This window comes from Planktothrix rubescens CCAP 1459/22 (genome assembly GCA_904830895.1).
GTDB classification, from domain to species: Bacteria; Cyanobacteriota; Cyanobacteriia; order Cyanobacteriales; family Microcoleaceae; genus Planktothrix; species Planktothrix agardhii.
Genome location: LR882958.1, coordinates 2,651,832 through 2,677,528 on the forward strand (window position 1 = coordinate 2,651,832; position 25,697 = coordinate 2,677,528).

Annotated in this window: 22 protein-coding genes; 8 read left to right on the forward strand and 14 right to left on the reverse strand. The window is 40.3% G+C overall.

Features of this window, described 5'->3' with window-relative positions:
- Positions 1 to 152 precede the first annotated feature (152 nt).
- Positions 153 to 803 carry a Uma2 family endonuclease gene (locus tag NMG86_RS12445; protein ID WP_026798663.1) on the reverse strand — a complete coding sequence of 217 codons (651 nt, stop codon included), beginning with the start codon at positions 801 to 803 and terminating at the stop codon, positions 153 to 155.
- A gap of 179 nt (positions 804 to 982) precedes the next feature.
- Between NMG86_RS12445 and uvrC the strand changes: the two genes are divergently transcribed.
- A complete protein-coding gene (gene uvrC, locus NMG86_RS12450; protein ID WP_026797764.1) occupies positions 983 to 2,842 on the forward strand; it encodes an excinuclease ABC subunit UvrC in 1,860 nt (619 codons plus the stop codon).
- Positions 2,843 to 2,902: 60 nt separating this feature from the next.
- Here uvrC and NMG86_RS12455 read toward each other — a convergent pair whose 3' ends face one another.
- Entirely contained in the window at positions 2,903 to 5,326 is a 2,424-nt protein-coding gene (locus tag NMG86_RS12455; RefSeq protein WP_499103733.1) for a PAS domain S-box protein, read from the reverse strand.
- Between the two features lie 687 nt (positions 5,327 to 6,013).
- On the opposite strand from NMG86_RS12455, the gene ltrA reads away from it, so the two are divergent.
- Positions 6,014 to 7,741, forward strand: a complete 1,728-nt coding sequence (gene ltrA / locus NMG86_RS12460; RefSeq protein WP_026796660.1) for a group II intron reverse transcriptase/maturase — start codon at positions 6,014 to 6,016, stop codon at positions 7,739 to 7,741.
- 77 nt (positions 7,742 to 7,818) lie between these two features.
- Here the strand turns inward: ltrA and NMG86_RS12465 are convergent, their stop codons facing one another.
- From NMG86_RS12465 to NMG86_RS12495, 7 genes are all read right to left on the reverse strand, one after another.
- A complete protein-coding gene (locus NMG86_RS12465; protein WP_144018152.1) occupies positions 7,819 to 8,250 on the reverse strand; it encodes a cache domain-containing protein in 432 nt (143 codons plus the stop codon).
- 47 nt (positions 8,251 to 8,297) lie between these two features.
- A complete protein-coding gene (locus NMG86_RS12470) occupies positions 8,298 to 9,335 on the reverse strand; it encodes a BMP family protein (RefSeq protein WP_043938658.1) in 1,038 nt (345 codons plus the stop codon).
- 112 nt (positions 9,336 to 9,447) lie between these two features.
- Positions 9,448 to 11,055, reverse strand: coding sequence for a WGR domain-containing protein (locus NMG86_RS12475; protein WP_052338708.1), 1,608 nt, complete (start codon positions 11,053 to 11,055; stop codon positions 9,448 to 9,450).
- A 22-nt stretch (positions 11,056 to 11,077) separates the two neighbouring features.
- Positions 11,078 to 11,335, reverse strand: a complete 258-nt coding sequence (locus NMG86_RS12480) for a hypothetical protein (RefSeq protein ID WP_043937028.1) — start codon at positions 11,333 to 11,335, stop codon at positions 11,078 to 11,080.
- A 176-nt stretch (positions 11,336 to 11,511) separates the two neighbouring features.
- Complete coding sequence (locus NMG86_RS12485; RefSeq protein ID WP_499103706.1) at positions 11,512 to 14,235, reverse strand: DUF4912 domain-containing protein; 2,724 nt, start codon at positions 14,233 to 14,235, stop codon at positions 11,512 to 11,514.
- Between the two features lie 347 nt (positions 14,236 to 14,582).
- Positions 14,583 to 14,894: a DUF2973 domain-containing protein gene (locus tag NMG86_RS12490; protein ID WP_026786687.1), complete on the reverse strand. Its 312-nt coding sequence runs from the start codon at positions 14,892 to 14,894 to the stop codon at positions 14,583 to 14,585.
- A 196-nt stretch (positions 14,895 to 15,090) separates the two neighbouring features.
- Positions 15,091 to 15,423 (reverse strand): DUF2605 domain-containing protein, encoded by a 333-nt coding sequence (locus NMG86_RS12495; protein WP_026786686.1) that lies wholly within the window; start codon positions 15,421 to 15,423, stop codon positions 15,091 to 15,093.
- A gap of 277 nt (positions 15,424 to 15,700) precedes the next feature.
- On the opposite strand from NMG86_RS12495, the gene NMG86_RS12500 reads away from it, so the two are divergent.
- The 3 genes from NMG86_RS12500 to NMG86_RS12510 all read left to right on the forward strand — a co-directional run bounded on the left by NMG86_RS12500 (position 15,701) and on the right by NMG86_RS12510 (position 18,781).
- Positions 15,701 to 16,132 (forward strand): DUF4278 domain-containing protein, encoded by a 432-nt coding sequence (locus NMG86_RS12500; RefSeq protein ID WP_026797767.1) that lies wholly within the window; start codon positions 15,701 to 15,703, stop codon positions 16,130 to 16,132.
- A gap of 122 nt (positions 16,133 to 16,254) precedes the next feature.
- Positions 16,255 to 18,417: a TolC family protein gene (locus tag NMG86_RS12505; protein ID WP_026786684.1), complete on the forward strand. Its 2,163-nt coding sequence runs from the start codon at positions 16,255 to 16,257 to the stop codon at positions 18,415 to 18,417.
- Between the two features lie 55 nt (positions 18,418 to 18,472).
- A complete protein-coding gene (locus tag NMG86_RS12510; protein WP_026797768.1) occupies positions 18,473 to 18,781 on the forward strand; it encodes a 2Fe-2S iron-sulfur cluster-binding protein in 309 nt (102 codons plus the stop codon).
- A gap of 54 nt (positions 18,782 to 18,835) precedes the next feature.
- On the opposite strand, the gene coaBC is transcribed toward NMG86_RS12510, so the two are convergent.
- The 3 genes from coaBC to NMG86_RS12525 form a co-directional block, all read right to left on the reverse strand.
- A complete protein-coding gene (gene coaBC, locus NMG86_RS12515; RefSeq protein ID WP_026797769.1) occupies positions 18,836 to 20,080 on the reverse strand; it encodes a bifunctional phosphopantothenoylcysteine decarboxylase/phosphopantothenate--cysteine ligase CoaBC in 1,245 nt (414 codons plus the stop codon).
- Between the two features lie 43 nt (positions 20,081 to 20,123).
- A complete protein-coding gene (gene isiD / locus NMG86_RS12520; protein ID WP_026786681.1) occupies positions 20,124 to 20,336 on the reverse strand; it encodes a protein IsiD in 213 nt (70 codons plus the stop codon).
- A gap of 89 nt (positions 20,337 to 20,425) precedes the next feature.
- On the reverse strand, positions 20,426 to 21,049 hold the full coding sequence (locus NMG86_RS12525; RefSeq protein WP_026797770.1) for an alpha/beta hydrolase: 624 nt from the start codon (positions 21,047 to 21,049) through the stop codon (positions 20,426 to 20,428).
- 279 nt (positions 21,050 to 21,328) lie between these two features.
- Between NMG86_RS12525 and NMG86_RS12530 the strand changes: the two genes are divergently transcribed.
- From NMG86_RS12530 to NMG86_RS12540, 3 genes are read left to right on the forward strand one after another with little or no spacing between them, the layout of a single operon-like run.
- Complete coding sequence (locus NMG86_RS12530) at positions 21,329 to 21,808, forward strand: hypothetical protein (RefSeq protein WP_026797771.1); 480 nt, start codon at positions 21,329 to 21,331, stop codon at positions 21,806 to 21,808.
- Between the two features lie 3 nt (positions 21,809 to 21,811).
- Complete coding sequence (locus NMG86_RS12535) at positions 21,812 to 22,540, forward strand: hypothetical protein (protein WP_237157284.1); 729 nt, start codon at positions 21,812 to 21,814, stop codon at positions 22,538 to 22,540.
- Between the two features lie 3 nt (positions 22,541 to 22,543).
- Positions 22,544 to 23,275, forward strand: a complete 732-nt coding sequence (locus NMG86_RS12540; protein WP_141296215.1) for a GUN4 domain-containing protein — start codon at positions 22,544 to 22,546, stop codon at positions 23,273 to 23,275.
- A 378-nt stretch (positions 23,276 to 23,653) separates the two neighbouring features.
- Here the strand turns inward: NMG86_RS12540 and NMG86_RS12545 are convergent, their stop codons facing one another.
- Positions 23,654 to 24,943, reverse strand: coding sequence for a Glu/Leu/Phe/Val family dehydrogenase (locus NMG86_RS12545; RefSeq protein WP_026797773.1), 1,290 nt, complete (start codon positions 24,941 to 24,943; stop codon positions 23,654 to 23,656).
- Between the two features lie 175 nt (positions 24,944 to 25,118).
- On the reverse strand, positions 25,119 to 25,511 hold the full coding sequence (locus NMG86_RS12550; RefSeq protein ID WP_026786676.1) for a winged helix-turn-helix transcriptional regulator: 393 nt from the start codon (positions 25,509 to 25,511) through the stop codon (positions 25,119 to 25,121).
- Between the last annotated feature and the right edge of the window lie 186 nt (positions 25,512 to 25,697).

The following is a 25,697-nucleotide window of genomic DNA, read 5'->3' on the forward strand; positions in this document are numbered from 1 at the left end:
TCCTTTATGCTGTATATATCACTCAGACTTTTGGGAAAACTCCTAAAAAGTTTGTTGAGCGATGGAATCAAGACTAATGTAGCACACCCTTGCCATGATAGCTAGTAATAGAGAGATTAAATTGATTCGTGGTGAGATTAAGTTATCTTGAATTAAGAATTAATAGTCCCCATTAACCAGCGTGTAATACTTCCATCATCTTCGCTTTGGGAACGTTGCAATGCTTCAGTCACTAAAGCTATTTTTAATCCGGGTAAAACTTGGGATTCTTCGATTAATCGACTCCCTTGGTTTTCAACAGCAAAGGCTAAAATTGTATTATCTTCAACATTAACAACCCAATATTCTTGGATTCCTAAGTTTTCATAGAGTAATCTTTTTCGACCAATATCATCTACAAAAGAGGATGCAGCTATTTCAACAATTAAGTTGGGAGAGGTAAATTCATCTAAGTTAATTGGGGAATTATTGCGCGGGGGAAATTGGAAGTTATCCCCAATATAAAATCCGATATCGGGTTGGCTTTCTCTGGCTCCTGTTTTTCGGAAAGATGTGTTAGTAAATCCTTTAATCCGAATATTTTTAATAGCCGCATAAACTAAGATTACCGTTGATAGAATTGTGTTATCGTGTCCGTGTGCTGAACCTAGTGGGGCCATTTCTATCCTCATGTATTCTTGATCATAATAAAACTTACCCTCAGCATATTGAGGATTCTCGGCTAAGGCTAAAAATTCTTCCCAGGTCGCTTTTACCCAAGTATCCGTCGGTATTGTGATTAAAGGAGGAGCTTGAATCATCATTAACACCTAAACCTTAAATTTAGCGTTTTTATAATTATAACAGATCAAACCAATCTTTACCTCCCGATAATTTAGCTAATTCTTGATCAATATTGATCGGCTTGAATAATTGCAACAAAAGTATTGTTATAATAGAATTATAGCAATTCATTTTTTTATATTCAAGTCTAAATCTAATTATGCCATCTGTTACAACTTCTCCTCTAATTAAAGATCCTGAACGGTTAGAAAAACAGTTACGAGATATTCCTCCGGTTCCGGGGGTGTATTTAATGCGAGATGGTCAGGATAATATTCTTTATATTGGTAAGTCTAAAAAATTGCGATCGCGGGTACGTTCCTATTTTCGAGAACAGCATCATCACACCCCCAGAATTTATTTAATGGTACAACAAATTACCGAGATAGAATTTATTGTCACCGATACGGAAGCAGAAGCCTTAGCTTTAGAAGCCAATTTAGTTAAACAACATCAACCCCATTTTAATGTTCTGCTCAAGGATGATAAAAAATATCCCTATTTATGTATTACTTGGTCGGAGGATTATCCGCGAATTTTTATTACCCGTAAACGCCGTTTAGGTAATATTAAAGACCGTTATTATGGCCCCTATGTGGATACCAGGGTATTAAGAAATACCTTGCATTTAATTAAACGAATTTTTCCCCTGCGTCAACGTCCTAAACCGTTATTTAAAGATCGTCCTTGTTTAAATTATGATATTGGTCGCTGTCCGGGGGTTTGTCAACTATTAATTTCTCCTGAAGAATATAGAAAAATTGTGCAAAAAGTGGCGATGATTTTTCAGGGAAGATCGGGGGAATTGGTTGATCATTTAGCGGAACAAATGGAACAAGCCTCGGAAGCCTTAAACTTTGAAACGGCGGCGATAATTCGAGATCAAATTCAAGGGTTACAGTCTTTAAATGCAGATCAAAAAGTTTCTTTACCCGATGATCGTGTGTCCCGTGATGCGATCGCACTGGCGGCTAATTCTCAACAGTCCTGTGTGCAGTTATTTCAAATTCGCGCCGGAAAATTAGTCGGACGCTTAGGGTTTACCGCCCAAGTTCCCCCGGAGTTAAAATCAACGGAAATGGGGTTAATTTTACAGAGGGTTTTAGAAGAACATTATCAATCTGTTGATCCGGTGGAAATTCCTAATGAAATATTAGTTCAATATCAGTTACCAGATGAATCTATTCTAACAGATTGGTTGAGCGATCGCAAGGGAAAAAAAGTCACGATTTTAACCCCCCAACGTCAAGGTAAAGCCGAGTTAATTGAGATGGTAGAAAAGAATGCGGAATATGAATTAGAACGGGTACAAAAGTTAAGCGATCGTAATACTTTAGCCTTAGAAAATTTAGCAGCAATTCTCGATTTACCCGATCTTCCCCATCGGATTGAAGGTTATGATATTTCCCATATTCAAGGGTCAGATGCAGTCGCCTCCCGGGTAGTATTTATTCAAGGTTTACCCGCCCAACAATACTATCGTCATTATAAGATTAAAAACCCCACCGTTCACGCCGGACATTCCGATGATTTTGCCAGTTTAGCAGAAGTGATTGGGCGCCGTTTTCGAGACTATGCTACTTCAACAGATAAACCGGATTTAATTATGATTGATGGGGGAAAGGGTCAACTTTCGGCGGTAGTTACTGTCTTAGAAGAACTGAATTTATTAGAGGAAATTCGCGTAGTTAGTTTAGCCAAACAACGGGAGGAAATCTTTTTACCTGGAGAAAGTTTACCCTTAGAAACCGACTCCGAACAACCGGGGGTTCAACTATTAAGAAGATTACGAGATGAAGCCCATCGGTTTGCAGTTAGTTTTCATCGAAATCAAAGGACTCAACGCATGAAGCGATCGCATTTAGATGATATTCCCGGGTTAGGACATCATCGACAAAAATTATTATTAGCTCATTTTCGTTCCCTGGAATATATTAGAATAGCTACCCCAGAACAGTTAGCAGAAGTGTCAGAAATTGGGCCGAAATTAGCCCAAGAAATCTATAATTATTTCCATTAAAGTAGTGAGTCCTTTAGGACTCAGAAAGCCCTGAAGGGCTTACTACTGGTAGTGAGTCCTTCAGGACTCAGAAAGCCCTGAAGGGCTTACTACTTTTTGATGGGAGGGAATTTCAATAATAAACTCTGTTCCCTGACCTAGTTCGGAATTACATTGAATTGAACCTTTGTGTTTTTCGACAATAATTTGATAACTAATTGATAACCCTAACCCGGTTCCTTTGCCGACGGGTTTGGTGGTAAAAAAGGGATCAAACAAGTTAGATTTAATGTTTTCTGACATTCCTATACCATTATCTGCTATTTTAATCATGATTTTATTTTGATCAATTAATGCAGTTTCAATCGTAATTTGATCGGGATTTTGTTGATTAATAATAGGGTAATTATTACCGGAATCTTGTAAAGCATCAATAGCATTGGAAATTAAATTCATAAACACTTGATTTAATTGGCCTACATAACATTCTACCAAGGGAATAGTCCCATATTTTTTAATCACTTCAACCCCTCGATGTTGAACACTCTCTTTTAAACGACTTTGTAAAATTAATAACGTATTATCAATTCCTTCATGAATATCAACCGCTTTCATATCGGCTTCATCTAACCGTGAAAAATTGCGAAGGGAAAGTACAATTTCTCTAATTCGGTTTGATCCCATTTTCATAGAATTAATAATATTGGGAAAATCTTCAATTAAAAAATCAAGTTCTATCTCCTCCGCAAAATCAATAATTTCAGCCGGGGGGTCGGGATAATGAGTTTGATAGATGTTGATTAAACTTAACAGGCTTTCCGTATATTCTTGAGCGTGAACTAAGTTACCATAAATAAAGTTAACTGGATTATTAATTTCATGGGCAACCCCGGCCACCAATTGACCCAAACTAGACATTTTTTCGGCTTGAATTAATTGGGTTTGGGCTTTGCGAAAATTAACTAAGGCAATTTCGGCTTCTTCTTTAGCTTTTCGTAAAGCTTTTTCCGCCTGTTTCCCATCAGTTATATCCGTAATTGTACCGACATAACCAATAATTTCTCCATCAGAATTTATCTCCGCAGCAGCTTGACCATAAACCCAAGTAATTTTACCGTCAGGACGTTGTAGGCGATATTCAGAATTAAATTGAACTTGATTTTTGGCACAGTTTTCCCAGTTTTGAAAGACTTGAATTCTATCTTCGGAATAAATCGCCCGCGACCAACCTTTTCCCCTTGCTTCTTCTGGAGTTAAGCCCGCAATTTCACACCATCTTTGATTCACATAAAGACAGTTACCCTCAGTATCAGTATGAAAAATTCCTACCGGAGAAACTTCGGCTAATGTTGTGTAAAGTTTTTCAGTCTTCCACAATACTTTTTCTGTATTACGCTGTTCGGTGACATCCACACCCACACTAACAATATAGTCAATTTCTTTAGCTTCATTCAGGAGAACAGTGTCCGACCAACTAATAATTCGTTGCTCTCCATTTTTGGTATTCCAACGAGATTCGTAATATTTAGGAAATTGATCAATCAGTAAAAAGGCAAAATTCGATTTTACTTTAGAGGCTTCTTCTGGGCTTAAAAATATATCCCAAACATAGCGATTTCTAATTTCATCAAAGCTATATTGAGTGGTTTGTTCAAAGGCGCGATTAAATCGGACAATTCGACCTTTTCCATCCATTAAAATCACTAAAGCTCCAGCGATATCTAAAATAGCTGAAATAAAACTTCTTTCTTTTTCAATGGCTGCAAATAACTCATCAATTTGAGTGGTCATTTGATTAAAAGCTGTGGCTAATATGCCTAATTCATTAGAACACTGCACATCAACTTTCGTTTTCAAATCTCCTTGACTAATTTTGATCACTGCGTCGGTTAATTGTTTGAGTGGTAAAATAATTTGCCGACCATGAAATATGCCGATACCAATGGCAAAACCTGTAATTAAAATAACTACTACTCCCATAACAAAAATCATTTTATAAATAGGAGCATAGGCTTCTTTAATCGGAAGTTCAACGACTAAAAACCAATTCATACCAGGAATTAGGGATGTCGCTCCCAAAACCTCTATATTTTTCAATCCTAGATAACGATTTATTTTTAATTTATTTTTATCTAAATTATTATGATTATTAATTAAATTGATAATGTTAGGATTTTGTAAATTCTGAATATCAAAGATGTTAGATCTATTTTTAGATGTGGTAAAGACTTGATTTTGCTCATCCACAAGATAAACATATCCGGTTTTACCCACTTGAGTTTGAGACAGAATAAAACCGAGAAAACTTAAGTCAATTTCAGCAAATAAAACCCCATCAATTCGATCAAATTTATCTCGAATGGCAACGGACATCACCATTTTATATTTTTGATCAGAAGGATCAAATTCAATTGTGCCTACATAATCTTCTTGTTGTTTAAACGGTCGAATAAATAATGGATAATCAGCATAGTTTTTCTTTAAAATTTGATCATCAGTGAGTATAGTGCGATTCGTTTAGCCTAAATTAAGCCGAAAGGCTTATGGGACGGCTAACCCAGTTGTTAAGACTGGTGATAACTGATTACATTTATGGGTGAGTAAAGAAACATCACAAAATCTCAAAAAATAACGAAATGTTACGAAATTCAGAGATAAGTAATAAAAATTTACAAGTCCCATCCCTCAAGTGCTGAGGTGAAAGCATAACCCCTAGTTTGAAATGGGTAGCATCCATCAAGCTAAAGCGGGGTTAAAAGATAGAACTACTGAAAGCCAAATTTGGTAACTATCGAGCAAGAAGTTCATGCGTAGCGCAAGCAAAGATGTGTCTGAACCATCGATACCGATAATGGTGAAAAGGCTAAATCAGGAATAAAACCCATTGGAAAATATGGTAAAGACCTGGTTATCACCAAGCCAAAAGGCAAGGATAAGGGAATAAGCGGTTTATACGCCGACTTATAAGCACAAACCCAATAAACCCGGTGGACAGCATCACGCTAAAAACTTCAAACAAATGTGTAATCGGAACGAAGTAACCCCTATATATCTCTGGAAAGGTCGAAATCCAGTAAGTAGCTAACGAATGATGTATGGGGAAGGGATGGTATCAAAAGCGAATGCCTTGTTGTAATGACAAGGATATGCTGACAGATACTCGGTAATTCCAAAGAAATAGAACAAGTAGCAATGTATATGTCTAAAACGCTGAATAAAAATCAGACGGTGGAATGGAAAGACCTTAACTGGCGAAAGTTAGAAAAGGTAACTTTCAAGTTGCAAAAGCGCATATTTCGAGCGAGTGAACGAGGCGATGTTAAAGCAGTTCGTAAACTTCAAAAAACCCTGATTAATTCCTGGAGTGCCAAATGTATTGCGGTTCGTCGGGTAACACAAGATAACCAAGGCAAAAATACGGCTGGAGTGGATGGAGTTAAATCTCTGAACCCAAAACAACGTATGAGCCTTGTAGGACGATTAAAGTTAACCAATAAGGTAAAACCAACTCGTAGAGTTAATATTCCCAAACCTGGTACAACCGAAACCCGTCCATTAGGGATACCCACAATAAACGACCGTGCATTGCAAGCGTTAGTAAAACTAGCGTTAGAACCAGAATGGGAGGCTAAATTTGAGCCAAACAGTTATGGTTTCAGACCAGGACGTTCCTGCCACGATGCAATCGAAGCAATATTTAGCAGTATTAAGCAAAAAGACAAATATGTACTGGATGCTGATATCTCAAAATGCTTTGACCGCATAGACCACAAAGCGTTAATCTCCAAAATACACACATACCCTACATTAAGCCGTCAACTAAAGACATGGCTCAAAGCAGGGTACATGGACGGAAAAGAACTTTTTCCTACTAATGATGGTACACCACAAGGCGGGGTCATTTCACCCTTACTTGCGAATATTGCCTTACATGGTATGGAAGAAAGAGTTAAGCAATACGCCGAAACTCTAAAAGGGGCAAAAACGGCAAATAGAGTAGCCCTTAGTCTAATCCGTTACGCTGATGACTTCGTGATAATCCATGAGGATCTAAACGTAGTCAAAAAGTGTCAAGAGATAATTGCTGATTGGTTAAGTGACATGGGACTGGAATTAAAACCAAGTAAAACAAAATTGACCCACACCTTCAAAGAAATTGATGGAAATGTTGGGTTTGAGTTCCTAGGATTCCACATACAACAGTACAAAGTAGGAAACTACAGAGGTGCTAATAAAACGAATGGAATACCGCTAGGTTTTAATACATTAATCAAACCCTCAAAAGCCAAAATCAAAACTCATCTTGTCAAGATAGCTGATGTAATAGATTCCCATAAAACCGCCCCACAAGCTGCTCTAATTAGCAAGCTGAATCCAATTATTAGGGGTTGGTCAAATTATTACTCAACAGTGGTTAGTAAAGAAACCTTCTCAAAGGTTGACCATCAAACCTACGACAAGCTGAGAGCCTGGGCAAGAAGAAGGGGAAAAGGGAACATCAATAAAGACAAATACTGGAGAACAGTAGATGACAGAAATTGGTGTTTCAGTACAGAAGATGGATTGAAATTATTCACCCATAGCAGTACGCCAATCATTAGGCATACAAAGATTAAGGGTGAAGCTAGTCCGTTCAATGGAGACTGGATTTACTGGAGTAAACGTCGAGGCGAATATCCTGAGACTCCTAAAAGAGTGGCAACACTTATTAAGAAACAAAAAGGTATTTGTCCTCACTGTGGTTTGTATTTCACAAGTACAGACATTGTAGAAGTTGACCATATTAAACCAACATCGTTAGGTGGAAAAGACACCTATGATAACCTTCAACTTTTACACAAACATTGTCATGACACAAAGACGGCTAGTGATGGTTCTTTAACTAAAACAGTTGAGAATTATGACAATCAACCGTTTTGAATCGTACCTATAACAAAGGTGGAGTTATCAAGGAGCCGTGTGAGGTGAAAGTCTCATGCACGGTTCTGAAGGAGAGGTTAGGGGGGCAACCCTCTAATCGACTCTAACGATGTTATCACATTTCCTTCAGAATTTAAGATAGCAACTAAATGATAAGCATCATTATGACGAACTAATCCTTCTAGCAAGTTTTTTTGAATATCTGGGGGTAAATCAGTTAAGCCTTTAACCCGGGCTAAAAAATTTAATTTTCGTTGAAGATCATCTAAATAGTTATTAATTTGATAGGCTATAACTTGCGATCGCTCTCTTTGTAGAGATTGTAATTGCTTCATCTGAGATTGATAACTCAGATAGATTAATAATCCCCCACTGCTTAAAACACTAATCAATCCAACAATGAGTAAACTACTACGAAGTTGTTTGGCTAGGGAAAAAAAACGGGGGGTTGTAAAGGAAAAAGAACCCCCAAGCATAGATAAAAAATGATGTTTCTCCGCTTGGCTCATGATTTTTCTAATGATAGTGAACTAAATCTATACTGATCTATTTTGATTTATTTTGATTTATTGTAATCTGTTGTTGACCCAGAAGGGGTAATATCAATTTTTCCGGTTATAACTTGTTGTTTGATCTGATTAAATTTGGCTTCCTCTTCGGCTGTTAACGTGCCTCTAAAGGGGGCAAAATCATAAATTTGTTCCCGCAAACCATATTTATATTGTTTGCCTTCCCAGCGTCCTTGCTGAACTAAAGTGGCAATTTTTAAGACTAATTCAGGAATATTCTGTAGAACACTGGTTAAAATTTTGCCCGGGACTAAGTTATATTGATCTTTCGTCCAACCAATCCCATAAACCTCTGGTTTTTCACTGGCTAATTTTAAAGCTGAAATTCCAGCTTCGTTTGCGTTAATTGCCATAATATCTACTCCTTTTTCCAACCAATCTAGGGCAACTTTATTACCTTTTTCTGCATCTGTCCAAGTTTGTAAAAATTTAGTATAGACTTCAATATCGGGCTTGGTTGCGGTTGCACCCCGCCTAAATAATTCTGCTTCTTCTTGATAAACTGAGTAATCATATCCCACCATGTAACCGACTTTATTAGTTTTGGTTTTGATTGCGGCTAATGCTCCGGCTAGATAACCTACTTCCCCGGAACGAAAAGCAACCGCTCCTAAATTTTTATTATTTCCAGAATAGCTTGTAACCAAAGCAAATTTGATGTCTGGAAAATCTTTAGCCACCTTTTCCATTGCCTCAATATAACCACCACTATGACCGATAATTAAATTATATCCCTGTTGGGCATAGCGACGAATTGAGGCTTCAACGTCAGTATCTGGCACGTTTTCAGTATAATTAATTTCAGCATTATATTGTTTTTCAATTAATTTTAATCCTTCATAACTGGCTTGACTCCAACTATCATCTTTTTTTATGGAACCCGGTAATATACTAGCTACTTTAAATTGACTCTGGGAATCGGAGGTTGTCAATTGTTCTTGATTCAACTGACTACAACTGACAATAATCACTAAAGTGATGATTCCCAGTAGGATATTGGTCAATAATTTTGGGGTTTGGAGCATACAATTCCTGAATGTTAAAGGCAATAAATAACACCTCGATTTAGAGAGTCAATATCATAGAGTAGGTATGACATCTGATCAACTTAGTAGATGCTTCCTTCTGCTATCTTCCCTAGCCACAAGCCCAAACAAACGCAAACTGATCTTTATGGGTTTTGCATTGCAGAATATGGGCAATTCCCAGATCACCAAACGCATAGTTAAGGTTTTGCTCCGAAGCTAGTTGAAACACTTGCCGCATTGGAGCCTGACAAACGGGACAGCCTGGACACTCCATACCCTGAACCCAGCGCGGGTAGCCCCCCAGCTTATCGCTCTCATCCGTCGGGTATAGCTCATCGTAGTTATCCAAATCATCCAGACCCAAACGCTCCATCACCCCGTCCCACAAGTCATTTTCCTGCAACCGCTCCCAGCCGCTTACCAGCGCCACCAGATCATCAGGGTCGGGATAGTCTTCAATTTCTAGCCATTCGGTGATGGTCTTGGCTGGTAAATAAGTTCCATAATCTTCTCCATCAATTTGCGGTAGTGGTGGAGTTGAGCCCATACCCACTGGTTGTACTACACGAATTCTAACGTTTTTAATTAGGAATGGAACTCTACCATAATAAATTGTTCCTTCTTCTACCTCGAACCCACATTTATCAGACATACAGTGGAACATTTGCAATAGACCTGTACCAAACTCCTCACGGACAGGTTCTGGCAATTGACTCAAATTCAGTTGCAAGAATAGTTGCAGGGGCTCGGCGCAACAGGGGCAAGGGGGCCAGGTTTCATCTATTCCCAGCCAGGGACGACCGGAAAACTTGGAAGCTAGGCGATCGCCATCCCCTTCAATCACAATCGGCTTCCAGGCGGGACGAACAAATTGGGTAATATTGAGATTAGAGTTAGGAGAATCATTTACTATTTGGGTAGGTAAAGGTGCTCCAGAAGATTGGGATGGGCTTGGCTTCCCTTTAGGCAATAGCACATAGCCTTTTTTCAACTTTTCATTGATTTTCTTATAGGCAGCAGTTACGGCTTTTCTGGGACTGCCATAGGTGCTGTTGTCGGTTTGTCCCGTCGTACCAATACGCCCATAGCGGAACGTGACCGTTAATCCACTCACCGTGACTTCATAGAATTTGTGGGACTTGTCATCGGAAAATTCTAGGTAAATGGGTTCATTGATATGACCTGGTGTATAGTAAGGGTCTTCACCGCGAATGGTGGAATGGTAGTATTCTTCGGCCGCTTCTTCGGAATCAAACTCACGCAGTTCGTCAGATAACAGATTTCCACCATAACCAGTATGAATGAACCTTACCTGCCGACCATCTAGGGTGATATTTCCATAATTAGGCATTTTACCCGTATCGATCTCAAACTGATGGTTATTTAGATCGGGCTGAGGTAAGGGATAGCAAGGAAAGTCATGATTCCGTGATTTATTACTGGGAATCAACACACTCCCACCCAAGAAAAAACTCCCATCCGCTAGGACAAATAATTCTTCAGTGAAAGCCGGGTTTGTCCAAGTCAGTAAAACGGAGCGACCATCGGTTGAGATGGTGTAATCACCCGAACGATGATGGTTTAATATCTCGCAAGTGCCATTGGGTTCAAATAAATAAGGGTATTTCTTATTTTGCAGCCAGATGGAACCCGTTAGTTTTAGGTGAAGATATTTTTCTGGTTCAGAGGATAATTGAGGTGGGGGATTCTTAGGCATAGACACTTGGGTATTTTTATAGTCAAATATAACTCAACTCCATATCAACTTCGGTCATAATTTCTAAAAACTCCTCTTTTCCCTCCCAAGGAGTAGCTAAAAATTCTTTCATCTGATTTAGTTTATCCTCCAGGGTAATTTCTTGAATAGATTCTTTTTGATTAATCTCGGAATCTCCTTCTCGTATTTTTCGAGCAATATTTTCTAACAACCATAGTTTTTCAACTAAGGATAAATTATTGATTGATTTTTCTATTTCTAATAATTGTGGTGAGATCATGTTAAATTGTCCTTTAAATTTGGATGGGTTTAAATTTTTGATATCAATTATAAAAGATGCAAAAAAAATTAACACGAACATTTGATGTGATGATTGAAGATTTAGTATAAATTAGATAGGCTGTCAGTTTTCACTAACAGCCTGTTTAATCTCTAAAATTAATCTTGTAGAATTTGTTAGAGTCTGAAAAAGGTTTTTCCTCTCAAGTCTTCATCCCAAGGAATATTAATAAATTGGTAATTTTCCCAGTCTGTGGGATAAACAGGAGGGATATGAATATGATTTGATCTGACTAAGATTAACCAACGTCCATCTACGGTTAAATAACCCAATTCTGCGATATAATCCCGATCACTCATGGGAATAGAAATATGCCATTCTCTAGCCATCTCATCACACTCATATTCCTGCACCGACAATGGCGGCTGGGTATCAAGATCAATTGCAGTCACATCATAAACCCGCAGGAGAAGGTGTTTTCCTCCTTGGTGACGTAGATGTTCCTTATGTTCGTTGGGAATATCCCAATACGCATAGGCCCAATTTGGGTCACGGGGTAACAGGAAAATCTGACTTTGACCATATCCATTGGGTAATGGTGGAAGTTCCTGGTCTACATCCGCCAGGGATGGCTCAAATTTTATTTCCTTTCCTACATTAAATTTAGTAGCCGCTACGCCTGTTTCTGAACGAACATCTTGATGAGATACTCCTAATTCTATTTCTTCATATCCCCCCGTAGACGGGGGGTTGGGGGGGGCAGATTCTACTGCTATTAACTGATGATCAACCTTAGCAACTGTTGATTGTATTTCTATAATATCTGATTCCAAAATAACATATTTATTCTGAATTTCAGGCTCAGATTCTACTATTTCTAAAACTGGTATTTCCGGTTCCGTTAATTGATAATCAACTTTAGCAAGTGTTGATTCTATTTCTATAATATCCGATTCCAAAATAACAGATTTATTCTGAATCTCAGGCTCAGATTCTACTATTTCTGAAACTGGTATTTCCGGTTCCGTTAATTGATCATTAACCGTAGCAACTGTTGGTTCTATTTCTATAATATCCGATTCCAAAATAACAGATTTATTCTGAATTTCAAGCTCAGATTCTACTATTTCTAAAACTGGTATTTCCGGTTCCGTTAATTGAGCATCAACCGTAGCAACTGTTGATTCTATTTCTATAATATCAGATTCCAAAATAACAGATTTATTCTGAATTTCAAGCTCAGATTCTACTATTTCTGAAACTGGTATTTCCGGTTCCGTTAATTGAGCATCAACCGTAGCAACTGTTGATTCTATTTCTATAATATCAGATTCCAAAATAACAGATTTATTCTGAATTTCAAGCTCAGATTCTACTATTTCTGAAACTGGTATTTCCGGTTCCGTTAATTGATCATCAACTTTAGCAACTGTTGATTCTATTTCTATAATATCCGATTCCAAAATAACAGATTTATTCTGAATTTCAAGCTCAGATTCTACTATTTCTGAAACTGGTATTTCCGGTTCCGTTAATTGATCATCAACTTTAGCAACTGTTGATTCTATTTCTATAATATCCGATTCCAAAATAACAGATTTATTCTGAATTTCAAGCTCAGATTCTACTATTTCTGAAACTGGTATTTCCGGTTCCGTTAATTGATCATAAACCGTAGCAACTGTTGATCCTATTTCTATAATATCTGATTCCAAAATAACAGATTTATTCTGAATTTCAAGCTCAGATTCTACTATTTCTGAAACTGGTATTTCCGGTTCCGTTAATTGATCATTAACCGTAGCAACTGTTGGTTCTATTTCTATAATATCCGATTCCAAAATAACAGATTTATTCTGAATCTCAGGCTCAGATTCTACTATTTCTGAAACTGGTATATTCTCAATTTGTGTTTTTGTTGTCAAAAATTCTGCAATTACAGTTTCATCTTCATCCGGGTCAATTTCATTGATTAATACTACTTCTGAAACTTCTTCAATTCCCCCATTTTTAACAGGATAAAATTCCGGCTTAGGAGAGTTTGCGGAGATGAAAAATTCTCCTTCCGGTGGGATTTTAACCTGATTTTCAAATAGGATTAATTCATGCGGGGGAATGGCGATCGCAGAATCTAAATTATCCCTCTCCGATTCTATTAAACTAATAGATGATCCTTGGGTTTGTAGATTATTTTCTAGTTGAAACGTTTCCGTCTGATGCCGTTTTTGAATAATAGTACGAGGGAGAGAAACAGTAGTAACTGCTGGAGAAAATGGTGTTTTTAAAGGTTCTATAAACGGGTAATTACTATTAGGAGAAAATGGTGTTTTCAGAGGTTCTGTCAAACTATTAAAGTCCAGTTTAGTAGAATTTTTCTGAGGTTGCTCCCCGGTGACATCGGGTTTTGTAGATAAGGGAACAGAAATAGGGTCTTCTTGTTTTTTGACTGGGGACTTAGAACGTTGAGCTTTCAATTGTAAATTAACCCATAAACCCAAAAACGGGATCACAGGGAGTAACCACCATAACCAAATCGGGATTTCTCCTTCCGTTGCGGGAACTGCCGTCGGCTGTATTTGGGAAGATTGCCCCACTAGGCTATCATTGTTCGCGTTAGTTTGGGGTGAACCCGAATCAATCTGGCTCAATAGAATCTGTTGTTGAGAACTCAACCCTAACCCAGAATCTGATCCCGGTTTGGGTTTCAACTCTCCTACTGGGGGAACAATATTAATATTCCTAACCTGTGGGGGAGACAACAAGGACGACTCTGAAAGCGCGGAAGAATTGACGCTAGAGTTAGAGTTCCATCGAGAAGTCGCCCAGGCGATGGGACTCGTCGCTATTGATAACAATAACGTTAAGGTCAATATCGATGTATCTTTTTTATTTAACAACATATATATAGCAATCCTAAATCAGTTGTAATATTTCCATCTATCTCGACCCCTCCCAACCCTCCCCTTAGTAAGGGGAGGGCTAGGGTGGGGTTCTATATTCTGATCGCAAATCATTTAAGATTGCTATATAACCGCAAGCTGTTGACCGAAAATCCGAGGACGCCAGCCCCCAAATTCATTGGCGGGGATTAGTCCGATGGGGAATTCGTTCCCCATAATTTCTAATTTAACTGAAAATCACAGTTAACGATCAATATTTGAGCTTAGTCTATCAGAAAATTGGAGTATGGGGGACTGGGGCTAAGTCCCCGGGAATATCATATTGAATTCTTAATGATTAATGTTTTTTATTCATCGTCATGAATATCATCCCCATAACCGGGAGAAGATTTATATAAATTATCTAATTGATTTCGCGCATCTTGAACGGACAAAGAGCGCATCACTAACAAAGGTTCATTAATTAAATTTCCCGTTTCATCGAGTAGTTCTGGATGTAGGGTTTTTCGCGTCTGTCCTGAATTATTTAACCCGCCATAGTTTCGAGGGTCATGAAGTTTATGGGATTCCATACTCACTGTCAAAAGACTTTGAATTAAATTCCGAACCGCGAGAAAAGCCAAAATTGTAAAAGCTAAGACGTAAACTAAATGTAACATTTTTATCTCCTTAATGCTAGGGTTTATTTGGTTAATCTAAAGCCGTTTTCTAATAGAAAGGGTATTTTATTTTAGAGCTTGATCCGGGGTGGGTCATTGAAACTCTCATTTACCTGGATTTTGATATATTCTATCAACAGATTGAACCTTTCTACTTAAAAAGTTGATTAATTTTTGGGGAGTTCAGCCTCCCATCTCAATTTTTGACATGATTAGCCTGTTCTACCCGAAAGCGAGTCGCCACTTGCCAACATTCTGTCAATAGTTTATGCCAAGGCATTAATACGGTCATTTCTATTCCAACTTGTCCCCCCGTGGCATAAAACATGGTTTTGGTCGCTATCACCTTCTGTTGGGCTTGGATAATTCGGTTCAACAGGTCAGATTGTTGAGGCTGAGTCAAAAAGGACATCTCCTCCGTTTCTAAAAGATGGCGCGATCGCTCAAACCAGTATTCAAAATCCTCTAGTAGCGGTTCTAAGATCGATTTGAGAAGCTCTGACTCTTCGGGCAAGTTGGAACTTAGCATGGATGGTTAGATTAAGACTTCAGTATAAGACAATATTAACACTCTTTACATTTCTTAATAATTTTCTTAACAAAAGTTTTATAGCCATGGATCTAAACCAGAATCAACCCTCTCCCCCAACGCAAATTGAGAGATCATTCTTAAATAATTGTTAAGTTTATGGATATAACCCGAAAAAGTGTAACAATGAATACAGAAATAAAAAGATCATTTAAAATTCATTTACAATTTGTCTCAAAGACAGTCCCTTTAAAACTAAGCTCAGGAGAAACAGCAGATGAAACTAACCTATCGTGGTCATCAGTACGAAACCTCTTTTTCGCCAGTTGATCTGGTAGAAAGCGAATTAACAGGCAAATATCGGGGTCAAAGCGTCCACCTTCACTATCCTCGCCATGTTCCCGTGCCTCAAACCCCGCACCCCCTGAAATATCGGGGTATTTCCTACGGAAGTACGGAGCCACAACATCCTCATCCTCTGCACGAAGTCAAAGCCATTGCCTCCAACAAAAGCCAAGTGGCGGAAACCCGTGGAGGAGCCTTACTCCATTTAGCCGCATCTGAGAAGCCACTGGACGAGAATCTGGCAAAAGTTCATGCCGATCATTTATGCCGTTTACTCGACCGTAGACGTCAAGCAGCAGTGGCCCGGGGCGATCTTCATCTGCTGCGTTTATTAGATTTAGAAGCAGAACATATTGCCTGCTAGAGCAAGGCTTGACCCGGTTGGGTTTGAGCGATCCCATCAGATATCTAACATCAAAAAACTTAGGAATATTGCTTCCTTAGTCTAAAATTGTTTCTGGACTTGTAGACAAGAAAAGAAGCCTTATGTCCGTTCTTCGTAATTTGATGGCTGTGGGAGTGAGTGGAGCAATCACCTTAATCAATGTGGGGCCAGGAACAGCAGTTCCTTCCCCCATTGCATCTCAGGATAAATTGCCTGACTCGAATACAACTCAACCGCAGGATTTTCAACAAAATTCAACCAAATCTCAGTATCCGGCTCCTGAGCAAGCAGAAACGTCTTTACCCGCAGAAATCCTAACTTCAACCTTTAAACAAAATCCTACAAAATCTCAGTCTAGGGCTTCTAGTCCTGGCCGTCGGATCATTGATAATCTATTAATGACAAAGGAATCCGTTACTGAGTCTTCGATACCATCGAAATTACCCACGCCAGTTTTTAAACAAAATCCTACAAAAACCGCCCAACAGCCTGCACCCATGACAACGGCATCCACTGGTGTTGAAGCAACACCGAGGATGACCCCGGCTGTTTCTAACCCAACAACCGCAGAGACTCCCCCAACACCAACAACTAGGGTCAACCCCGTTTTTAACTTGCCCCATCCCCTAGGGAACAATAGACTATCCTCGCAAAACAATAGTCTCCAAGAGATTGAGGTTGCATTACCCAATCCCTCTACCCAAGCTGCAACCCTAACCGATTCTGTGAATCGAGTTCAGCAATCTCAACCCACTCAACTGGCTCAAGTCAGTAGACCCGCTTTAACGGTTCCTGACCTGACCCCTCCCACGACTCCCTTTCCCCCTCCGACTCCCAATGGAACCTTACAAACCAATCCTCCCCGGATTCTGCTCCCGAGTAGTGATCCCTTGTATCGCCCCACCTTACCGGAACAGGTAAATATTGAGGAAACGGTTCCTGTCACCCTTCAACAAGCGATTGATTTAGGGATTCGGAATAATGAAAATGCCAGTATTGCCCAACTGCAAGTTGAACAAAGCTTGGCGGCGGTCAGGGAAACCCAAGCAGATTTATATCCGAGTTTGGTCTTTCGTTCCGGTTTTTCTCGCAATGTGTCTGCTGCGGAGGACTTACAGGTTCGTGCAGCCAACCGTACCCTACGAGTGAATAGGTTCAATAACGTTCCCGGGGCGAATGATAGGGAATTTCAGACCCGCTATGGAACCTATTCCTTTGATAATTCCTTTCAATTGCAGTACGACCTGGGAATTAATGGATTGAGAGGGGCCAGAATTAAAGCATCAGAAGAACAGTTACGGATTCTGGAGTTAAGGTTAGAAACGGCCTTAGAAGAAATCCGATTTAATGTGGCTCGTTCCTATTACAATTTGCAAGAAGCAGATGCGGCAGTGGAAATTCAAGCGGCTGCTGTGCGAAACTCTCAAAAGAGTTTAGAGGATGCCGAAGCTTTGGAACGGGCTGGGGTGGGAACCCGTTTTGAAGTGTTGCAAGCTCGTGTCACCCTCGCCAATAACCAACAGGATCTGACTAATTCTCAGCGCAATCAATTTCAAAGTCGGCGAGAACTGGCCGCGCTTCTGAATATTGATGAAAATACGAATTTATTGGCGGCTGACCCGATTGCTTTGGCGGGAGCTTGGGATTTAACCTTGGAAGAAACGATTGTTCAAGCCTATCAAAATCGGGCGGAGTTGGAAGAACAGTTAGCTGAACGCGATCGCGCTCAACAATTACGCCGGGCTGCCCTAGCCGCCACTCGTCCAAATGTTACCGTGGGGGCGACTTACAACGTTTTGGGAAGAATCAATGATAACCCTGATTACCGGGCTGTGCGGGGCTGGGCCGATGGCTATGATGCTCAAGTTCAGTTATCTTGGAATTTCTTTGATGGGGGTGCGGCTAAAGCTCAAGCCCGACAGCGTGAGTTAGATATTGGTATCGCGGATGAGCGCTTTAATCAATTACTGAATCAAATTCGTTTGGATGCGGAACGGGCTTACTATGACCTCCAAGCTAACTTTGATAATATTCAAACCTCTAGTTTGGGGGTTGAGGAAGCAACGGAAGCGTTACGTTTAGCGCGTTTACGGTTTCAAGCCGGGGTGGGAACTCAGTTAGAAGTGATTAACCAAGAAACGGACTTAACCCGCGCTCAAAACCGACTCCTCAATGCCATTATTGGTTATAACCGTGCTTTGTCTGCCTTGCAACGGGCTGTTAGTAACCTTCCGGGGAATATTCTGTCGGATTATCCTCTTTAGTTGACAATTGCTCAAAACTCTACCAGTTAAGATTTTAGGAAAATAGGACATCAAAATGGGTAATATCAGATTCGTGAGTGAAAACAAGGAAATCATTGCCGCGGACGGGGCAAATTTAAGAATTAAGGCCCTAGAAAACCAGATTGATTTATATACTTTCACGGGCAAAATGATGAACTGTGGCGGTTATGGTCAGTGTGGGACTTGTATTGTGGAAATTGTCGAAGGTATTGATAATCTTCCTCCCCGCACAGAGGCTGAAGCCCGGATTCTGAAGAAAAAACCCGATAGCTATAGATTGGCTTGCCAAACTATTGTTAATGGCCCGATTAGTGTTCAAACTAAACCGCAAAAACGGAAGTAAAGAGGATCACGGATTTAGGATTGCTATAGTTATTAGTTATTAGTTATTAGTTAATTAGATAAAATCAAATAACTGATGGGCTAATTGTAACTTGCTACAAACCCCAACTTCTAATTTCTGTCCCTGACGACTTAATAATATCCCTTGATTGGTTTCACTACTAAATCCAGCATTAGCTAAATCAATCGGATTTGCGACAATAGCATCTAAATTTTTTCGCTGTAATTTATCTTGAGCAGGTGTTAAAATTTCCCCGGTTTGTGCCGCAAATCCGACTAATTTTTGGTGAGGTTGTTTCATTTTTCCCAGTTCTGCTACAATATCAATAATAGGTTCTAATCGTAGTTCCTTGGGTAAAAGAGCTTTGGGTAATTTATCCTGACTATAAATAGCAGGTTTCACATCTCCCACGGCCGCTGCCATCACTGTTATATCTGCTTGGGGAAATCTGGCGATCATTTCCTGATACATTTCCTCACTACTGGTGACAGAGACTAACTCTACTTCTGGCAAATTTCCCAGTAATTCCGTACTCATGGGGCCATGAACCAAGGTGACTGAGGCTCCTCGGTGAATTGCTGCTTGTACTAAAGCCAGTCCCATTTTACCCGTTGACGGGTTGCCAATAAACCGCACCGGATCAAGATGTTCCCGGGTTCCACTCGCACTAATTAATATTCTTTTTCCAATTAAATCTCGCTTGCCTTTGGTATTTAATAAAGAATTAATATGAGCTAATATTTGTTTGGGTTCAGCCATTCTTCCGGCTCCTGGCGTGGAGAAATTGCCTGGGTTTGTGGCGGGAAGATCACAGGCGAGAATTCCGGTAGTGGGAGTAATACCATGAAATCGAGAATCAGTTAACAGAAGTTGCCAATTGCGTTGTACCGAAACCTGTTTCCACATTTCTCGATTCATAGCTGGAGCGAGTAACACCGGACAACTAGAGGCTAAAACCGTATTGGTGAGTAAATTATCCGATAATCCTGTAGCTAATTTAGCTAAGGTATTAGCGGTGAGGGGTGCAATCAAAAAAATATCCGCCCATTCCCCTAACTGAATATGTAAGGGACGGCCGTGAGTTGGTTGCCAGAATTCTTGATCCGTATAGGCCCGATGACGGGAGAGAGTCGCAAAGGTTAAAGGAGTAATAAATTCTTGGGCTGAGTCGGTCAAAATCGCCCGCACATCAGCCCCAGCTTTCGCTAAAGTTGAAACAATTTCACAGACTTTATAAGCTGCAATGCCCCCACTAATTCCAATTAGAATATGCTTGTTTAAGGTGGAAGGCAAAATCATTTCTATTCGTTAATCCAGTTGTAACCTAAAAACGATCAAAGAGTTAGGCTTCATCATAGGCTTCAAGGTCGAGCAAGTAAACATAGGGTTCCACTAGCTCTGGACGTTGAAATGCGATCGCGCGTAACAAATGCCAATCATTGAGTCCTTCAAAGGCATTATCATAATCATCTCCTTCCAGACGAGCAGCAAGTTCAGCCACATCATCGGCCGTTAGAGTGGGAATATTCGGTGAGGATCGAGTCAAGGTTGTCATGAGTTAAACCTCCCGTGAATTGCATTTGCTTTGAGCACGACTAGGCGAAGTTACCATTAATGGATAACCCCACCTCTATACTAAGGCTATTAGGTTGATTGTGGCATCAAATCCATAACAAAACTTTTTATTAATCCTAAAACCTCGGGTCGAATTTCATGACCCATATTAAATTCTTGGTACTGAACTTTTGCCCCCAACTGTTCAAAAGCAGTCCTGGCTTGCTGGGCGGCTTCTATTGGCACAATTGGATCTTGTTTTCCATGAACAATTAATACCGGGGGTAAATCATGGTCTAAAGGTTCGGGGGAAAAATGCAAATAACCACTTAAAATAATTAGACCCGCTAAAGGAAAATAACGTCCCATATCCAAGGCCATTGCCCCCCCTTGGGAAAATCCCCCTAAAATAGTTCGGGACAGGGGAACTCCGGTACTCGCTTCTAAGGATTCTAGCCATTCCCTGACCTGCTGTTGGGTTTCGGCTAATCCTTCATATTCAGGGGTTTCCAAGGCGTACCAAGCCCGTCCCATCGGGGCTTGAGGATGGGGAAAAGGGGCTTGAGGAAAGACAAATTGATAGTCGCTCAAACGCAACATCGGAGCCAGGGAGGTGAGATCCTCAGCATTTGCTCCCCAACCGTGCATTAGTACAATTAACCCTTGAGGGGGTTTGCCAGTTTCAGGGGGGATGGAGATAAACTTTAAGGCCATGATTGTCGTTGATTTTTAACCTTCATGGTTTATAAAATAACATGGGAGATTGAAAACTCAGTCTAGGATTAAATTCGACATTCCCCCTAGTCTGTTAGATAAGCTTAATTCCTATATTGAGGAGACAGGCACAACGAAGACTGATGTTATGATTAATGCGATCGCCCAATACATCGGTTGTGTTGATAGCGTGCCGTTGACGCAATGGATGGCTGAGTTGTAACGGCAAATGAATCAACTGAGAGATTTAGTTAAGAAATAGTTTAATTAAGAGAAAAAATGAGCGATCAGCAACGGTTACAAGATTTAGAAAGAAACCTGCAAATTCTCTATGAAAAATTGGGAGAGTTTGAGCAGGAGTTGATTATCACTGCACACGCTCCTACAAAATTTGAACTCAGACAGCGAATTAAGCGTGAGATTTCGCCCAGTATCCGACGCTATGAAGCCGAATATTGGGAGCTTTACCCCCAAGAAGCAATTCTGATTTCTGAGGAAGAAGCCGCAACCCAGTTAGTGAGAGTAGAGCAGGCAGTTGAAGCCATTGAACGTATCCCGCAGACTGAGTATCCTCCAGAACTCATGAGCCTATTACAAGAAATCCGCACTAAGTTAGACGAAGGAGATAAAGCAGCATCCGCCAAGTTGAAAGTCGCACTGCCTTTAATTCCACTCCTTGCATCTTATGAATTAGAGATGGATACTGAGGCAATGATGTACAAAACTTGGGAGTCACTTAAAAAGATAGTGCGGAGATAGGAAATGTCTGAGGAGAAGTTAAAGCAAGCTCTTAGAAATTGGCAAAATAAAATTGATGATCTTGAGTATGAATTATCAATGACTTCCTATTGGGATTTTAGTAAAAAAGATTATATATATATGCTTATTAAAGAGTATAAAATTAAAATTAATGAAATCAGCAAGCAAATTAAATTAATTAGTATTCCTGATCCAGAAGAAATTAAAGAAGAAACTAAAAAAGCAGAATATATGATTGATAAAATTGAAAAAATGAGCGATCGCCAACGGTTACAAGATTTAGAAAAAAACCTGCAAATTCTTTATGAAAAATTGGGAGACTTTGAGCAGGAGTTGATTATCACTGCACACGCTCCTACAAAATTTGAACTCAGACAGCGAATTAAGCGTGAGATTTCGCCCAGTATCCGACGCTATGAAGCCGAATATTGGGAGCTTTACCCCCAAGAAGCAATTCTGATTTCTGATGAAGAAGCAGCAACCCAGTTGGTGAGAGTAGAGCAGGCTGTTGAAGCTATTGAGCGTATCCCGCAGACTGAGTATCCTGATAAACTCATGGAACTATTAGAAGACATCCGCACCAAGTTAGACGAAGGAGATAAAGCAGCATCTGCCAAGTTAAAAGTCGCACTGCCCTTAATTCCACTCATTGCATCTTATGAATTAGAGATGGATACCGAGGCAATGATGTACAAAACTTGGAAGTCACTAAAAAAAATAGTGCGGAGATAAGAAATGTCTGAGGAGAAGTTAAAGGAAGCACTTAAAAATTGGCAAGATAAGCTGGCTCATTTTGAGTATGAATTGTCCTATACAGCTAGTGCAGAAAAGAAGTTTGAGTTAAGGAAACAGATTGAAGAATGCGACACAGAGATTCAAAGATTAAAAACTAGAATTTCTGCTGTACTCTTAGAGCAGGAGCAAAAAAAGCAACAGCTAAACTCACCAAATATTCCCCAAATCGTAAAAATTGAACTTAAAAGTGAAAAGGGGGTTGACTACTCTCAACTGCGTGATCTTTTAGCAGCAGGAAAGTGGCAGGAAGCAGATGAGGAAACGGCAAGAGTGATGTGTCTTGCTGCGGGAAGGGAAGAAGAAGGATGGCTGCGAACAGAAGATATTGATAACTTTCCCTGTGAAGATTTACGCACCATTAACCAACTTTGGTTGCACTACAGTAACGGTAAGTTTGGTTTCAGTGTTCAGAAGGAAATTTACCAAAGTCTGGGAGGCACAAGAGAGTATAATGAGGAGGTATGGAAGAAGTTTTGCGATCGCGTCGGTTGGCGTGTAAAAGGGGAGTGGTTGTACTACGAAGACCTAACTTTTGATCTGGAAGCGGCCCCTGTGGGCCACCTCCCGCTTCAGAAGGCGTTGGCTTCGTGTTATGAGAGTTGGGAGGTGAGATGTTTTTGGTGGGATATTCGGGGGTTGAGTGTGCCTCTTCTCTCGCGCAGAGACTTGTAACCTTTAGGATATAAGAACTCCAGGCTTTTTGTCAAGCTTATTTTTTAGTCTTTTTTTTACACAAACATCGGCTTTTTCCTAACTCAATACCTGGCACGGCATACCTGAGAAAGCAAGGGTTTCCAGTGATGAACTAGCAGCCAAGTGAATCCATTGCTTTGTTAAACGTTCAAGAGTTATTAAAAAATTGCATTGCCACTTTCGGGTCATACCAGTTGGCTAACACAAACTTTTCAGCAACATCTCGAATTTCATCTTAATCAGGACTTACGCAGAAACCCGGTTTCTTGTTCCGTTTTTATCAATAAAGTCTACTGTCCTTAAGAGAAACCCGGTTTCTTGAGCCTCATGTGTAAGTCCTGATAAAGCGTAAACTAATTAAGGATACAAACCCCGATCTTTTAAGGCTTGAGCCACTCGACCAACCCCTAAAGTATAGGCTGCTAATCGCATAGAAACCCCCCGTTGTTTGGCTCGTTCACTTACACGAGCATAGGCCTGTACCATCAGATGTTCCATTTCTGAGTTAACCCGTTCTTCATCCCAGAATACAAAGGATTGACCCTGTACCCATTCCCAATAACTGACGACCACACCTCCAGCATTAGCGAGAATATCGGGTAAAACCATAATTCCCCGAGCTTCTAACATTTGATCAGCCAATAATGTAATCGGGGCATTAGCAGCTTCAGCGATCATTTTAGCCTTGATTTGATCGGCATTTTCTTCGGTAATTTGATCTTCCATTGCCGCCGGAATTAACACATCACAAGCTAATGTTAATAATTCGGCATTGTCAATCGGTTCACTATCAGGAAATCCCGTGATATCATGATTGTTTTGAGTCGCGTAGACTTGCAGGGCTGGAATATCTAAGCCATTTTCTGAATAGATCCCGCCATGGACATTAGAAACCGCTAAGACCTTCGCTCCCGCTTCATAAAACAGTTGCGCCGCAGCCTCCCCGACTTTTCCGAAACCCTGAATCACAATGGCTGTACCTTTGAGGGATTTACCCTGTTCGGCTAAGGCTTCCCGCACGGCAATCATCACGCCCCGTCCGGTTGCCATTTCCCGTCCTTTCGACCCACCAATGGATAGGGGTTTTCCGGTTACAACTCCCAGCACCGCCCGCCCCATATTCATCGAATAGGTATCCATAATCCAGGCCATTTCCCGGCCTCCGGTTCCCACATCGGGGGCGGGAATATCGGTTTCTGGCCCAATATCTTTAATCAGTTCACTCGCGTAGCGACGGGTGATCCTTTCTAACTCGTTAATACTATATTGGTGGGGGTCAAAGCCAATGCCACCTTTAGCACCCCCGTAGGGAATTCCCAATAAAGCGCATTTCCAGGTCATTAACATCGCTAGGGCGGAGAGTTCCCCCAAGTTCACCGAAGGATGATACCGTAAACCTCCTTTATAGGGGCCAAGTACATCGCAATGCTGCACACGATGTCCGGCTAAAACCTCAACTTTACCGTTATCAAGTTTGACCGGAATTGAGACGGTGACAACTTTGCGGGGTTGTTGTAATACCACCAGCACATTGTCATCGAGATCCAATTCAACCGCCGCTTGTCCTAAATAGCTACAGGTGCGATCGTAGGGACAAATATAGGCTGGAGTCGGTGCGGGATTAATTCTGACGGGAGAGGATACCATTTGCAGACCTCCTATTGAGATCAGATAGTTGAATTTGTCTTCATATCTGTAGCCTAACCTGTGATCCCGAAGAAAAGGTTAAATTTGTAATAATTGTTACAGAATTTTACGTTTTTGAGTGATGGGGGAGGAAATAGGGAACAGTTTGCTTTCGTAATTCGTAATTCGTAATTCCCTAAACCCCCAATTCTAGGGGACAAATACAGTGACTATCCTTTAACCAGTGTTCTCCCACCTGTTTCAAGGCGACTAAAATCGGTTGAAGTTCCCTTCCCTTATCGGTTAGACAATATTCTACCCGTGGAGGAATTTCAGCATAAACTGTGCGGAGGATTAACCCATGTTTTTCTAACTCCCGCAAGCGGACAGTCAGGGTTTTGGTACTAATTCCGGGTAACGATTCTAATAATTGATGGGTGCGTTGGTGTCCCTGAAATAACTCCCGCAGGATGGAGATTGACCATTTTGTTCCGATTAACTCTAGGATGAACTCAATGGGACAAATGGCGTCCAGACATTGGTTGCTTTCCCAGATTTCCGTGGTTTTGTAACATTCCTTAACTTTCATTCGCGCCTCCTAATAAAACTTAACGTTTCTTAAAATATCTCTCAGAAGCCGATAGGTCGTTATTCTTTCCTTTAAGTAACTAAGACTATTTTAGCAAGAGGGATACCGATTTCCCACAGAAGAAATAAGATAAAAGTAGGAACAATTAAACGCCAACAATTGAGTCAGCTACCCCTGCTCTCCAAC